Here is a 14,230-nt window from a genome sequence, read left to right on the forward strand (position 1 = left end):
GGGACAGAGATTGTGGAAAAGGGCGGCCTTCGGGTCGCCCTTTGTCTTTGGTGGCAACGGTGCAGCGGCCCGGGCCTAGCCCAGCCCCTGGCCCATGGCACGAGGGCTAAGCGCCACCGCCAGGGTCACCGCCGCCATGGCCAGGGTCACCGCCACCAGCGCCGCCCCCAGCGAGACCACCGCCAGCACACCGCTGGCCAGGATCACTCCCAGCAGGTTGGCGGTCCGCAGCACCGAAAAGGCCTCGGCCCGTCTGTGCGCGGGCACCAGACGGTCCATCAGCAGCATGTAGGTGGTGCCCAGGGGCGGCAGCACCGCCCCCACCATCACCGCGCCCGCGACGGTCAGGCCCAGCGACAGCCCGGTCGCGGCCAGCAGGCAGCCAAGCGCCATCACCGCCAGCTGTGCCACCACCGCCGCACGCCCGGCCATGCGGTTGCGCCAGCTGACCCAAAGCCCGCCACAGACCGAGGCGACGCACAGCGGCACGGTGATCAGGATCGCCATTGTCGGCGCATGACCAAAGCGCAGCGCCAGGGCCACCGCCCCGATCTCCAGCGTGGCCACCGCCGCGCCGCCCGCCGCCGCACAGGCCAGCCACAGCAGCACAGGCGGCGACAGGATGCCCCGGCGATCCGCCGCGGGTTCGGCCCAAGGGACGGGCGCCACATCGGGCACCAGAAGCGCGGGCAGCCCGCCCAGCAGGCTCAGCGCCAGCACCGCCAGCAACGGTGAGACCCCGCCCAGCCCCGCCGCCAGCACCGGCGAGGCGACGAAAGAGACCTCGTTCAGGGTCGCGGCGATGCCCAGGGCGCGGGGATAGCGGTCTTCGGGGGTCAACTGGTTCAGCAGGGCGCGCAACATGCCATAGGCCGCGCCGCTGACCGAGCCAGACAGCGCCGCGCAGACCGCCAGCGCCCAGAGGGGCCAGCCCAAAGCGGCGCCCAGGCACAGCACCAGCAACGCCAGGGTACGCAGCCCGATCAGCGCCCGCATGTAGGGCGCGGCGCGGAACCGCGCGCCCAACCGGGTGAAGGGCACCGCGCCCGCCACCTGCGCCAGGGTCATGGCCAGGATCAGGGCAGCCCCGCCGCTTTCGTCGCCGGTCAGCGCCAGGGCCAGCAGGGAAAAGGCCACCGGCCCGGCGGCCTGGGGCACCAGCAGCGTGGCCGACGCCCCATACCAGCGGATCAGCGGCCAGTCGACGCGCCGCCCGCCATCCTCGCCTTGGGCCATATCTGTCTGCATCCTGCCTGCTCCTGTGCCCGGACACGCGAAAGGGGCGCCCGATGGCGCCCCTCTGCTATCCCCATGGGGGCCAAAGCACCAGCCCGCAGGCGGTGCGCGCCATGGGCCTTAGCGGCCCTCGAAATGCGGCGGGCGCTTTTCGAGGAAGGCCACCACGCCCTCGCGGAAGTCGCGGCTTTTGCCGCAGCGGCCCTGCGCCTTGCCCTCGGCGTCCAGCTGGCCATCCAGCCCCGGCTCTTCCCAGGAGCCCCGGATCAGCTGTTTCACCTCGGCATAGCTGGCGGTCGGCCCCTGGGCGAGATGCGCGGCGCGCGCCTTCCAGGTGGCCTCGAAGGCGTCGTCGGGCACGGATTCCCAGATCATGCCCCAGGCATCGGCCTGGGCGGCGGTGATCTTCTCGGCGAAAAGGGCGGCGCCCATGGCCTTCTGGCTGCCGATGGTGCGCGGCAGGAAATAGGTGCCGCCGGCGTCGGGGACCAGGCCGATGCGGGTGAAGGCCTGCAGGAAATAGGCGCTTTCCGCGGCGATCACGACGTCAGCGCAAAGCGCCAGGTTGGCCCCGGCCCCGGCCGCCGCGCCGTTGACCGCGCTGATCGTCGGGATCGGGCAATCGACGATGGCCTTCAGCATGGGCACGTATTCCTCGCGCAGCGTGCGTTCCATGTCGGGCAGCGCGGCGGAGGCCCGGTCGCTCAGGTCCTGGCCCGAACAGAAGGCCCGCCCGTCGGCGGTCAGCACCAGCACCCGGGCCTTGCCGCCCGCCTCGCGGACCGCATCCGCGATCTCGGCGCGCATGCGGGTGTTCAGGGCGTTCATCACATCGGGGCGGTTCAGCCGCAATACGGCGATGCCGTCCTCGATCTCCAGTGTGATCGTCTCATAGCTCACGGCGTGGCCTCCTCCAGTCTTCCGTTGGCCCAACAGAAGACGAAGGCGGCCCCGCCGTCAAAGGGGAACATCACGTCAGTTCTTCAGAATTTCCTTCAGCCGGGCCTCTTCCTCGGCCGACAGCGTCTCCGCCTCGCCCATGGACCGTGCGCGACCCCGCCGCCGGATGTAGCCCAGTCCAATGCCCACCCCCAGCAGGAGCATGGCCGGCCCCGCCAGCCACAGCACCAGGTTCGAGCCGCCCGCGCGAGGCTGCAGCAGGACGTATTCGCCGTAGCGAGCGACGATGAAATCCACGACCTCCTCGTCGCTGTCCCCGGCCACCAGGCGTTCACGCACCAGAAGGCGCAGGTCGCGGGCCAGGTCGGCGTTGCTGTCGTCGATGTTCTCGTTCCGGCAGACCAGGCAGCGCAGCCCGGTGGAGATGTCCCGCGCGCGCTCTTCCAGCGCCGGATCCTCCAGGATCTCGTCCGGTTGCACGGCCTGAGCGGGCAGCGCCAGGGACAGCAGCGACAGGCAGAGGAGCGCCCGCAGGGTTTGCACGATCCGTCTCATTCCGCCGGCACCCCCTGCTGAACGCGGGCCTGTTTCGCCGCGCCTGCCGCAACCCGGTAGCGCCGGTCGCTGAGCGACAGAGCGCCGCCCAGGGCCATCAGCAGGGCCCCGCCCCAGATCCAGTTCGCCAGCGGTTTGACATAGCTGCGCATGGCCCAGCCCCCGCCCTGCTGCGGATCCCCCAGGGCGATGTAGATGTCGCGCAGGAACCCGTTGTCCAGCGCCGCCTCGGTCGTGGGCATCCCGGCGACCGGGTAGACGCGTTTTTCGGGATGCATCGTGCCGATCTCGCGCCCGTCCTTCGACAGCCGTACGTCGGCCATGGTGGAGACGTAGTTCGGCCCCTGCACCTGGTTCACCGCCTCCAGCGTGATCTCGTAGCCCGACAGCTCGACAGTGTCGCCGATCTGCACCACGCGGATGTCCTCGCTCTGCCAGGCCAGCATGCCGGCGATCCCGGCCATGGTGACGCCCAGCCCGGCATGGGCGACGACGCGCCCCCAGTCAGCGCGCGGCAGGCGCCCCAGGCGGGCAAAACCGCTGTTGCCCGTGCGGCTCCACAGGTCGACGACACTGCCGGCGACCAGCCAGGTGCCCAGCATCAGGCCGACAGGGCCAAGGGCCGAGCGCCCCTCTTCCATCGCCCAGACCAGCGCACCCACGGCCAGGGCCAGCACCGCCGCCGGCGCCAGCTTGCGCGCGATCCGGCCCAGCTTGGCCCGTTTCCAGGGCAGCATGGCGCCCAAGGGCAGGATGACCCCCAGGGCCACCATGAAGGGGGTGAAGGCCATGTTGAAGAAGGGCGCGCCGACCGACAGCTTCCGGTCGAAGGTCATTTCCGACACCAGCGGCCAGATCGTGCCCACGAAGACCACGAAGGCCGCCACGCCCAGCAGGATGTTGTTGAAGACCAGCGCGGATTCGCGGCTGATCAGGCCGAAGACACCCTTCGATGCCATGATTTCCGACCGGGCGGCAAAGAGGGTCAGTCCGCCGCCCATGAAGGCCGCGGTGATCGCCAGGAGGAAGACACCCCGTTCCGGGTCGGTGGCGAAGGCATGGACCGAGGTGATGATGCCCGAGCGGGTGATGAAGGCGCCGATCAGCGAGAAGCCGAAGGCGATGATGGCCAGCAGGATGGTCCAGCTTTTGAGGCTCTCACGCTTTTCCACCACGATGGCGGAATGCAGCAGTGCGGCGGCCACCAGCCAGGGCATGAACGACGCGTTTTCCACCGGGTCCCAGAACCAGAAGCCGCCCCAGCCCAGCTCGTAATAGGCCCACCAGGACCCGAGCGCGATGCCGATGGTCAGGAAGACCCAGGCGGCCAGCGTCCAGGGCCGCACCCAGCGACCCCAGGCAGCGTCAACCCGGCCTTCCAGCAGCGCCGCGATGGCAAAGCTGAAGGACATCGAAAGGCCCACGTAGCCCAGGTAGAGGAAGGGCGGATGGAAGGCGAGCCCCGGGTCCTGCAACAGCGGGTTCAGATCCTGCCCGTCAAAGGGCGGCACCGCCAGGCGCAGGAAGGGGTTCGAGGTGAACAGCAGGAAGGCCAGGAAGGCCGCACCGATCATCCCCTGGACCCCCAGCACCCGCGCCCGCAGGCTGGGCGGAAGGTTGGTTCCGAAAAGTGCCGCCGCGCCCCCGAAAAGCGCCACGATCAGGATCCACAGCAGCATCGAGCCCTCGTGATTCCCCCAAACACCGGTGATTTTATACAACATCGGCTTGGCGGAATGGCTGTTGGCCCAGACCAGGCGCAGCGAGAAATCAGAGGTCACGAAGGCCCAGGTCAGCGCGGCGAAGGAGGCGCCGACCAACACGGCCTGCACCAGGGCGGCCGGTTCGGCGGCGGCCATCCAGCCGGGCCAGCGCCTCCAGGCACCGACAAGCGGCACCACCGTCTGGAACAGGGCGACCGCGAAGGCCAGGATGAGGCAGAAGTGACCGAGTTCAGTAATCATGGCCCGGTTATAGGGGAAGGGTCCGGGGCGGCTCAATTCAAATGAATGCAAAGGGGGCGCGACAGATTTGCCGCGCCCCCTTTTGACGTGTTCTCGGCCTCGCGGCCAATCATCCGGCGCGGCGCCAGGCCTCCAGCGCCGGATTGGCATCCCGGCCTTCTGTCGCCGCCGAAGACCCTGCCCCGGCCGCCTTCGGGTCAAGGCTGCGCAACTCCCGCAGGTTTGCGACCACCTGCGGCGTCTGCGCCATGGTGCGGGCGATCTCGCGCTGGAACTCCTGCCCCTTCACCTGGTGCCGTGCCCCGAAATAGAAGCTGACGACGGCGCCCAGAAGCCACCAAAGCGGCTCGGGCACCAGGGCCAGACCCTGCATGCGTTCGGAGAACCAGACCGGATCGGTCATCGCCGCAACAAAAAGCCCGATCGCCCCCAGGGCCATGGCCGGCCGTGGCAGACGATTCAACCCGTCGATGACCCGATCAAACCCCGAGCGGTTGCTGCGGAACTCGGCCCCGTGCTGCGCCAGCGCCACCTCGTGGGCCGCCAGATCACGCTGGTCCGTGGCCTCGGCATTGACGCGGAACACCTCCGCCGTCTCGCGGATCACGTTGCGGCCGCCGCCAAAGATCGCTTCCAGAAACCCGGTGATCAACCCCATGCCGCGACCCTCTCTTCAAACTCCGCCTCGGTCAGATGGTAGCGCGGGGCGATGAACTCCTCCGCGCGGCGAATCCAGCCGCCTTTGCCCCCTGCCCGGGTGCGCACGTACTTGCGGCTTTGCGCCCGACCGTCTGCCAGGCGGAAGTAGTAGTTGCGCCGCGCGATCCCGTAGGCGTCGACCATGTGGTCCGCCGCCGAGGCGAAGGCCTCCGCCGTGGCGCCGATGGTCTGCGGCCCGATGGCGCCATCGACGCTGACCGACCAGCCCATGTCGCAAAGCAGGCGCTGCAGAATTTTCACCGCGTTGTTGCCGGAATTCACATACATGTCGAAGACCGTCGACCAGAGCGGTTCCGGCAGGTCCGCGATCCGCGGGCCGTGGAAGTAGTGTTCGAGAAAGATATCGAGGGCCTGCGCCCGGCTCAGGCGCTTCACGTCACCGGCATCCACGTCGCCGTCCCCGTCCAGGTCCAGCCCCAGGCGCCGCATCGTGTGGATCGTCACCCCGTGGTTCGTCGCCCCGCCCGGATCGTCGGGGTCGTTCACGTAGCCGCCTTCGCGGGCCACGATTTCTTCAGCGATCTGCCGCACGTTCAACGCCATATGCCTGCCTCCTGATGCTGCTGCTCAGGAGAAAGCCTGCGGGGCAAAAGATTAAGGCTGCGCTCGGGGACCGAACGCAGCCTCTTGCAGGTCTTCCCAAAAGAAGATGTTCAGCTTTCGGGCGCCTCGTAGACGCCCTGTTCCTTCAGCGCGTCAATGACCTCCTTCGGCATGTAATTCTCATCATGTTTGGCAAGAATTTCAGAGGCTTCAAAGACACCATTCACGTAGCGCCCCGTGCCGATCATGCCCTGGTTCTCGGCGAAGAGGTCCGGCAGGATACCGACGAAGGTCACCGGCACCGAGGCGCCGCCATCGGTCACGACGAAGCGGATCATGTCGCCCCGCTCCAGCGAGCCTTCCTCGACCAGCCCGCCCAGGCGAAAGACCTCGTCCGGGCCAGGGGGCGCCTCGGCCACCTGGCTGGGGGAGCGGAAGAAATTGATCCCGTCCTGGAAGGCATAGCCGATCAGCCCGGCCGACAGCGCAAGCGCCGCAAAGGCCAGGACAATGATTTGGATGCGTCTCTTTTTCTTAAGGCCTTTCATGACCTTCCCCCTAAACCTCAAGCGTCACGGGAAGACTGGTGCGCCCATCAACCCGGTGGTTTCCTCCAGGCCCAACATCAGGTTGGCGTTCTGCAACGCCTGCCCCGAGGAGCCTTTGCACAGATTGTCCAGCGCCGTGATGATGATGGCCCGCCCGGCGATACGATCGCCCGTCACACCGATGTGGACGAAGTTCGAGCCCCGCACATGGTGGGTGGAGGGCGTCTCGCCGAAGGGCAGCACCTCGACAAACGGCTCGCCGGAATAGGCCTCGGCCAGGGTCGCGTGGATCTCGGCCGCATCGCCCGACACATAGCCGGTGGATAGGATGCCCCGGTTCGCCGGCACCAGATGCGGGGTGAACTGGATCTTCACCTCGCGGCCCGCGAGGGCGCTGAACTCCTGGTCGAACTCGCCCTGGTGCCGGTGCGTGCCGCCGACGGCATAGGCGTTGTAGCCCTCGCTCAGCTCGGCATGCAGCAGGTTTTCCTTCAGCGACCGACCGGCGCCGGAGACGGCGCATTTCATGTCCAGGATGATGTCGTCGAGACCGATCACCCCGGCAGCGATCAGCGGGCGCAGGGTGAATTGGCCCGTGGCTGCGTTGCAACCGGTGCCCGCCACCAGCCGCGCCGCGGCGATTTCGTCCCTGTAGAATTCGGTCAATCCGTAAACCGCTTCCGCCTGCATCTCGACCGCGGCATGGTCATTTCCGTACCATTTCTTGTATTCCGCCGGATCGCGCAGACGGAAATCGGCCGAAAGATCAACGATCTTCAGGTCCTTCGGCAGCGTGTTGATGACCTTCTGGCTGGTCTTGTGCGGCAGGGCGCAGAAGGCCAGGTCGATCTGAGAGAAGTCGATCTGATCGACCGTCACCAGGTCCGGCAGGTCGAGATGGCGCAGGAAGGGAAAGACCTCGGCCATGGACTGGCCGGCCTTGGAATTGGCGGCAAGCGCGGCGATCTCGATCTGACCATGGGTCGAGATCAGCCGGATCAGTTCAGCCCCGGTGTAGCCCGAGGCCCCGATGATGGCGATTTTCTTGGTCATATGCGTCCTTTCGGCGGGGTCGCGCGCCCGCCCGTCTGTCTATCTAGGGAAGATGGCCCATTTCCGGAATGAGCGAGATCAAATTGTCGCGGGTGCGTTGACCCGCCGCGGCCCGACTGGGATCAGGCGGCGTGAAAGTCGATGCGTCGTCGCAGGAACTGCGTGGCGTGGTCCGACACCCGCCCCGGATCGCCCGTCGTCAGGAACATCGGCACCTCGCCGGGGCCGCGTTTTTCCGGGTGCCGGCCCAGGTAGTGTTCCAGCGAGGCGGCCACGAGGTTCGCCTGGGAATAGACGGTCACGTCCTCCCCCAGGGCCTTCTGGAAGGCCTCTTCCATCAGCGGGTAGTGGGTGCAGCCCAGGATCGCGGCCTCGGGGTGCGGCATCTTGCGCTTCAGCGCCTCAACGTGGGACCGCACCAGTGCCTCGGCCAGGATCATGTCGCCGTCCTCGATCGCATCGACAACGCCACCGCAGGCCTGCGCCTCGACATCGACGCCGATGGCGCGGAAGGCCAGTTCGCGCTGGAAGGCCCGACTGGCCACCGTGGCGGGTGTGGCGAACAGCGCCACGTGTTTCACGGCCACTTCGCGGGGCGGCGAATTGTCCCCCCACTGGCGTTCGGTCAGCGCCTCGATCAGCGGCACGAAGACCCCCAGCACCCGCTTGTCCGCCGGCACCCAGCTTTCCTGCATGCGCCGCAGGGCAGCCGCGCTGGCGGTGTTGCAGGCCAGGATCACCAGGTCACAGCCGGCATCGAACAGCCGTTGCGTGCCGGCCTTGGTCAGCTCGAAGATGTCATCGGCATCGCGCACACCATAGGGGGCATGGGCGTTGTCGCCCAGGTAGACGAAGGGCACGTCGGGCAGACGCCTGGCGCAGGCATCCAGCACCGTCAGCCCACCCAGACCTGAATCGAAAATTCCAACCGCCATGGCCTTTCGGGCCCCGATCCGGGTGCCCGCCCCTCATGCCGCCGGGTCAGCCCCGGTGCTTTGCATCAAACTCGTAGCCGTAATCGTAGGATTTCAACGGCTTCGGGGAAAGCTCATACGTCGCTTTTCGCAGGAAATCCATCATTGCTTTGGTATCGCCCGCGTGCGCGGCCAGGACGTCGGCGGCAACCGGCTCGCCCACCACCACGCGGACCGGGCCATCGACCCGGCAGCGGAACTCCTTCAGCAGCAGGCCCATGCGAAGGGTCTGATGCAAATGGCTGGCCAGCTGGAACAGGCGCGAGGTCGTGCCGTCGAAGAAGATCGGCACCACGGTCGCCCCGGACTTGGCGATCATCCGCGCGGTGAAGCCCCGCCAGCCAGGGTCCATAGGGTGCGAGAACGGCGTGGCCGAGGTCGACACCGTACCGCCCGGGAAGACCCCGATGCAGCCACCCTCGCGCAGGTAGCGCAGCGCCTCTCGCCGGGTTTCTATATTCGTTTCAACAGCTTCGCGCGTGATGTCAAAGCTGATCGGCAAGATCACACGGTCCAGGTCACTGGCCTTGCAAAAGACCCGGTTGGCCAGGATACGGAAATCGCCACGCCGTTCCTGCAGGATATGGCCCAACATCAACCCGTCGAGGATGCCGTAGGGATGATTGGCCACCACCACCAGCGGCCCCTCCTTCGGCAAGTTGTCGAGACTGCCGCCGACAATCGACAGCTCCAGCCCGTAGCGTTCGACGATGACCGACCAGAAATCGCGCCCCGCGCCGACATCTTCGTCGTAGCCGTCGGCCCGCCGGATCAGCGCCGGCCGGCCCAGGGCATTCTCCATCAACCGGATCACCATCCGCCCGGAGCGGGTCTGCGCGCTGGAGGCATAGGAGATGTCGCGCGCAATCTGCCGCCGACTGGGCGGCAGCGGATTGTGCTGAGACGGCAGGATATCGGCAGTCATGGCAAGGGTCCCCGGTGTTGCGCCTCCTTAGCCACGCCCCCGGATTCGATCCAGAGCCTTGCGCCGGCGGCGCGCCCGTCGCGCCAGACAGTGACCTGCGCGCGACGCCGCCCGCATCCAAGCGCGGCGGCCTTGCCATCCAGTTAAGAGCAAAAGACCCGGATCCCAAAGGGACCCGGGCCAACAGAGCGGCAACCGGCCGAAGAGGTGCCGGGAAGCGCGTGTTTTCGTGCCGCTCCGGCGCCGCGGTCCTTATTCGGCCGCAGCGCGGACGGGGCCGTCACGCAGCACCGCCAGATAGGCCTCACGCTGCTTGGCGGCCTTCGCCTCGTTCTCGACCTTGACCGGGCCGAAGCCGCGGATGGACAGGGGCAGCTCCGCCAAGGCGATCACCGTTTCGATCAACTCCGGGTCGTAACCCTTTGCGATTTCGCCCATATCCGCTTCGTACTGAGCCAGCAGCGCACGTTCCATCTTTCGTTCGGACAGATTGCGGAACGGGTCCAGAATTGTGCCACGGATCCCCTTCAGGTGCGCGAGCAGCCAGAAGGACCGCCCCATCCACTCGCCGAAGCTGCGCTTCACCGGGCGGCCATCCTTGCCTTTCTTCTCGAAGATCGGCGGCGCCAGATGATAGGTCATCTTGAAGTCGCCCTCGAACTGCTCAGCGGCCTTGCGACGGGTGTCGAGGTGCAGCCGGCCGACCTCATACTCGTCCTTCACCGCCAGCAGCTTGTGATAGCCCTTGGCGACGGCCTCCTTCAGCGCGGGATCCTCGAACTGGTCGACGAAGGCGCGGTATTTCTTCGCCAGGCGCTTGTTCTGGTACTTGGCCAGGTGATCGGCGCGATAGTCGATGATCTCTTCCAGGCTGCGCGGCTTGGCCTCTTCGACATGGGGCGACGCCAGGCGTTCCACCTCACGCGGGTTCAGGGCGGCCCAACGACCGATCTCGAAGGCGCGCTGGTTCTTCGGCACGGCCGCGCCGTTCAGCTCGATCGCCTGGTAGATCGCGTCATGGGTGATCGGCACAAGGCCCCTCTGCCAGGCCGCACCCAGCACCATCATGTTGGAGAAGATGGAGTCGCCCATGGTCGCCCGGGCCAGTTCGCTGGCGTCGAACAGCGCCACGTCATCCTTCAGGCGCGCTTGAAGTTGCAGCTCCAACCTGTCGGACGGAATGGCAAATTCGGTGTCGCGGGTGAAGTCGCCGGTGACGATGTCGTGGCTATTGACCACCGCGCCGGTGCGCCCGCTGCGGGTCAGGCCCAGGGTCTTCGACCCGGCGCTGACCACCAGATCGCCGCCTATCAGCGCGTCGGCCTCGCCGGTGGCAACACGGATGGCGCTGATGTCGTCGGGCTTCTCGGCGATCCGCAGGTGGATATGCACCGCGCCGCCCTTCTGGGCGAGGCCTGCCATTTCCATCATGCCGGCGCCCTTGCCGTCGATCTGCGCGGCCTGGGCCAGCACGGCGCCGATGGTCACCACGCCGGTGCCGCCGACGCCGGTGATGACGATGTTATGGGTGCCCTTGATCGCGGGCAGCGCCGGCGCCGGCATATCCTCGGGCAGATCCAGATGGGTGCCGCTTTCCTTCTTCGGCTTGGCCCCTTCCAGGGTCACAAAGCTGGGGCAGAACCCCTTCAGACAGCTGAAGTCCTTGTTGCAGGCGGACTGGTCGATGGCCCGCTTGCGGCCCAGCTCGGTGTCCTCGGGGACGATGGCGACACAGTTCGACTGCACCCCGCAATCGCCGCAACCTTCGCAGACATCGGTGTTGATGAAGACGCGCTTGTCCGGGTCGGGGAACTGGCCACGCTTGCGCCGGCGGCGCTTCTCCGCGGCGCAGGTCTGCACGTAGATGATGGCCGAGACGCCCTCGACCTTTGTCATTTTCTCCTCGACAGACAGCAGATCGGCGCGTTCGGAAATCTCGATCCCTTGCGGGAATTGCGAAAGATCAATCTCTTCCTTCTCGTCGTGCACCACAGCGATCTTCGACAGGCCCATGGCCTTCAGCTCCTCCGCGATGCGGTATGCGGTCAGCCCGCCCTCGTTCGCCTGGCCACCGGTCATGGCGACCGCGTCGTTGAACAGGATCTTGTAGGTGATCGTCGTCCCCGCAGCCTGGGCCGCGCGGATCGCCAGGATGCCCGAGTGGTTGTAGGTACCGTCGCCCAGGTTCTGGAACACATGATCCCGGGTGGAGAACGGCGCTTCGCCGATCCAGTTCGCCCCCTCGGCCCCCATGTGGGTGTAGCCGGAGGTTTCGCGGTCCATCCATTGCACCATGTAGTGGCAGCCGATCCCGGCGTAGGCGCGGCTGCCCTCGGGCAGCTTGGTCGAGGTATTGTGAGGGCAGCCTGCACAGAAATAAGGCAGACGCGCCGCGATATCGGTGACATTGTCATTCCGGCGCACTTCGCCCAGGGCCGCCATGCCGGATTTGATGCCATCGGTGTCGCGCCCTTCCTCGACGAGGATATCGCCCAGTTTCTCCGCGATTTCAACGGGATCCAGGGCGCCCTTCGTCTGGAACAGCTCGGGCGAGCCAAGGCCGCCCTTGCGCGCACCGTAGACGCGGCGCCCCTGGCGGTCGTCGAAGATCGCTTCCTTGATCTGCACTTCCAGCAGTTTGCGCTTTTCCTCGACCACAACGATCAAATCGAGCCCTTCGGCCCATTCGCGGAAGCTGGTCATGTCCAGCGGCCAGACCTGCGCGACCTTGTAGGTGGAGATGCCCAGACGCTCGGCCTCGGGTTCGTCGATGCCCAGCAGGGTCAGGGCATGGACCACGTCGAGGTAATTCTTGCCGGCGGAGACGACACCAATCTTGGCACCCGGCTTGCCCCACATGCGGCTGTCGATGCGATTCGCCCGGGCGAAGGCCTCGGCGGCGAAGCGTTTGTAATCGACCACCCGCGCTTCCTGCTCGGGCGGGCTGTCGCCCAGGCGGATATTCAGACCACCTTCGGGCATCTCGAAATCGCTTGGGCTGACCAGTTTCATCCGCTGCGGGTCGCCATCGACGACGGCGGTGGCCTCCACCGTGTCCTTCATCGTCTTCAGCCCCACCCAAACACCCGCATAGCGGCTGAGCGCATAGCCGTAGATACCCAGATCCAGGATCTCCTGCACGCCGGCGGGGCTGACGATGGGCATGTAGGCATCCACCAGCGCCCATTCCGACTGGTGCAGCACGGTGGAGCTTTCGCCGGTGTGGTCATCCCCCATGGCCATCAGGACCCCGCCATTGGGCGAGGTGCCGGCCATGTTGGCATGTTTCATCGCATCGCCCGACCGGTCCACGCCCGGGCCCTTGCCGTACCAGAGTCCGAAGACCCCGTCATATTTGCCCTCGCCGCGCAACTCGGCCTGCTGCGCACCCCAGAGAGCGGTCGCCGCGAGGTCCTCGTTCAGCCCCTCCTCGAAACGAATCGACTGCTCCGCCAGCAACTTGCCGGCGCGGCGCATCTGCATGTCGACCGCCCCCAAGGGCGAGCCGCGATAGCCTGTGACGTAACCGGCGGTGTTCAGCCCCGCTGCCTTGTCCCTTGCCTTCTGCGCCAGCATAAGGCGCACCAGGGCCTGGGTCCCGTTCAGCAGCACCGGGCTTTTGGTCAGGTCGAAACGGTCGTTCAGCGATATCCGTGGCTGGGTCATTGGGGGCCTCCTCGCGCCTCAATATACGGCAGGATCAGGTCAGATCTTATGACCTTTGGAGTGAAATTCCAAATTTCACCTGTCGCTCGAAACAGGCTATCGTTAAGACGAGCGCCACGAAAACCGTGGCAGACACTTATTTAAAGGCCCTTCCGGGCCATATGGCACGAAACACAGGCAGGCAGGGTCACGATGGATTGGGACAAGCTCAGAATTTTCCACGCCGTGGCCGATGCGGGGTCGCTGACCCATGCAGGGGATTCGCTGCATCTGTCGCAGTCGGCGGTATCGCGCCAGATCCGCGGGCTGGAGGAAAGCCTGAATACCACGCTGTTCCACCGCCACGCCCGCGGGCTAATCCTGACCGAACAGGGTGAACTTCTGTTCGACGCCACCCGCGCCATGGCCAAGCGGCTTGAAACCGCCACTGCGCGGATCCGCGACAGCGAGGAAGAGGTCTTTGGTGAACTGCGGGTGACAACCGCCGTGGGCTTCGGCACGCTTTGGCTGGCGCCGCGCCTGCCCAAGCTCTACGAGAAATACCCCGACCTGAAGATCGACCTGATGCTGGAAGAGCGCGTGCTGGACCTGCCCATGCGCGAGGCCGACGTGGCCGTGCGCATGAAGGAGCCCAGCCAGGCCGACCTGATCCGCAAGAAACTGATGTCCATCCGCATGCGCTGCTACGCCTCCGCCGATTACATCGCGCGCTATGGCAAGCCCGAGTCGCTCGATGACCTGTCGACGCATCGCCTGATCTGCCAGACCCCCGCCGCGCCCCAGGTGGCCGCCGGCGCCTCGCTGGTAAACCAACTGATGAGCTCGGACGTGCGGTCGACCCTGACGGTCAACAACTACTTCGGCGTGCTGCAGGCTGTGATCCACAACCTCGGCATCGGCGTTCTGCCCGATTACATCGTCGAGGATTTTCCGACCCTGGAACGGATTTTCCCCGACATCGAGTCGGGCGAGGTGCCGGTCTTCCTGGCCTTCCCCGAAGAGTTGCGCCACTCGAAACGCGTCGCCGCCTTCCGCGATTTCGTCCAGGACGAGATCATGGCACACCGCCGCACCATCCGCGAATTGCGCGACCGTGACGCAGACTGATCCGCGACCAAAGGCGACCGGCAATCCGCCGCCGGTTTG

The 14,230-nt window shown here is 66.4% G+C and carries 12 protein-coding genes; 1 reads left to right on the forward strand and 11 read right to left on the reverse strand.

The genetic code is table 11. The annotated features are described in order from the left end of the window. Positions 1-75: 75 nt before the first annotated feature. The 11 genes from CVM50_RS13350 to CVM50_RS13400 all read right to left on the reverse strand — a co-directional run bounded on the left by CVM50_RS13350 (position 76) and on the right by CVM50_RS13400 (position 13,084). Positions 76-1,248, reverse strand: a complete 1,173-nt coding sequence (locus tag CVM50_RS13350) for an MFS transporter (RefSeq protein ID WP_085886910.1) — start codon at positions 1,246-1,248, stop codon at positions 76-78. 108 nt (positions 1,249-1,356) lie between these two features. Further along, positions 1,357-2,136, reverse strand: coding sequence for an enoyl-CoA hydratase-related protein (locus tag CVM50_RS13355; RefSeq protein WP_085886911.1), 780 nt, complete (start codon positions 2,134-2,136; stop codon positions 1,357-1,359). A 75-nt stretch (positions 2,137-2,211) separates the two neighbouring features. Continuing rightward, complete coding sequence (locus CVM50_RS13360; RefSeq protein WP_085886912.1) at positions 2,212-2,691, reverse strand: cytochrome c-type biogenesis protein; 480 nt, start codon at positions 2,689-2,691, stop codon at positions 2,212-2,214. Further along, positions 2,688-4,655 (reverse strand): heme lyase CcmF/NrfE family subunit, encoded by a 1,968-nt coding sequence (locus CVM50_RS13365; protein ID WP_085886913.1) that lies wholly within the window; start codon positions 4,653-4,655, stop codon positions 2,688-2,690. The genes CVM50_RS13360 and CVM50_RS13365 overlap by 4 nt, the downstream gene beginning before the upstream one ends. Before the next feature lie 109 nt (positions 4,656-4,764). After that, on the reverse strand, positions 4,765-5,313 hold the full coding sequence (locus CVM50_RS13370) for a holin family protein (RefSeq protein WP_085886914.1): 549 nt from the start codon (positions 5,311-5,313) through the stop codon (positions 4,765-4,767). Beyond that, positions 5,304-5,918, reverse strand: coding sequence for a holin-associated N-acetylmuramidase (locus CVM50_RS13375; protein WP_085886915.1), 615 nt, complete (start codon positions 5,916-5,918; stop codon positions 5,304-5,306). Before CVM50_RS13375 ends, CVM50_RS13370 begins: the two co-directional genes overlap by 10 nt. Positions 5,919-6,028: 110 nt before the next feature. Next, positions 6,029-6,466: a cytochrome c maturation protein CcmE gene (ccmE, locus tag CVM50_RS13380; RefSeq protein ID WP_085886916.1), complete on the reverse strand. Its 438-nt coding sequence runs from the start codon at positions 6,464-6,466 to the stop codon at positions 6,029-6,031. Between the two features lie 24 nt (positions 6,467-6,490). Continuing rightward, entirely contained in the window at positions 6,491-7,519 is a 1,029-nt protein-coding gene (gene argC / locus CVM50_RS13385; RefSeq protein ID WP_085886917.1) for an N-acetyl-gamma-glutamyl-phosphate reductase, read from the reverse strand. 122 nt (positions 7,520-7,641) lie between these two features. Then, positions 7,642-8,454, reverse strand: coding sequence for a glutamate racemase (locus CVM50_RS13390; protein ID WP_085886918.1), 813 nt, complete (start codon positions 8,452-8,454; stop codon positions 7,642-7,644). A gap of 46 nt (positions 8,455-8,500) precedes the next feature. Further along, complete coding sequence (locus CVM50_RS13395; RefSeq protein WP_085886919.1) at positions 8,501-9,418, reverse strand: lysophospholipid acyltransferase family protein; 918 nt, start codon at positions 9,416-9,418, stop codon at positions 8,501-8,503. A gap of 252 nt (positions 9,419-9,670) precedes the next feature. Beyond that, positions 9,671-13,084 carry an indolepyruvate ferredoxin oxidoreductase family protein gene (locus tag CVM50_RS13400; RefSeq protein ID WP_085886920.1) on the reverse strand — a complete coding sequence of 1,138 codons (3,414 nt, stop codon included), beginning with the start codon at positions 13,082-13,084 and terminating at the stop codon, positions 9,671-9,673. 192 nt (positions 13,085-13,276) lie between these two features. Here CVM50_RS13400 and CVM50_RS13405 point away from each other — a divergent pair, with 192 nt between their 5' ends. Next, positions 13,277-14,191 carry a LysR family transcriptional regulator gene (locus tag CVM50_RS13405; RefSeq protein WP_085886921.1) on the forward strand — a complete coding sequence of 305 codons (915 nt, stop codon included), beginning with the start codon at positions 13,277-13,279 and terminating at the stop codon, positions 14,189-14,191. Positions 14,192-14,230: the final 39 nt, after the last annotated feature.

This window comes from Pseudooceanicola marinus, assembly GCF_002786295.1.
Taxonomy (GTDB): Bacteria; Pseudomonadota; Alphaproteobacteria; order Rhodobacterales; family Rhodobacteraceae; genus Pseudooceanicola; species Pseudooceanicola marinus.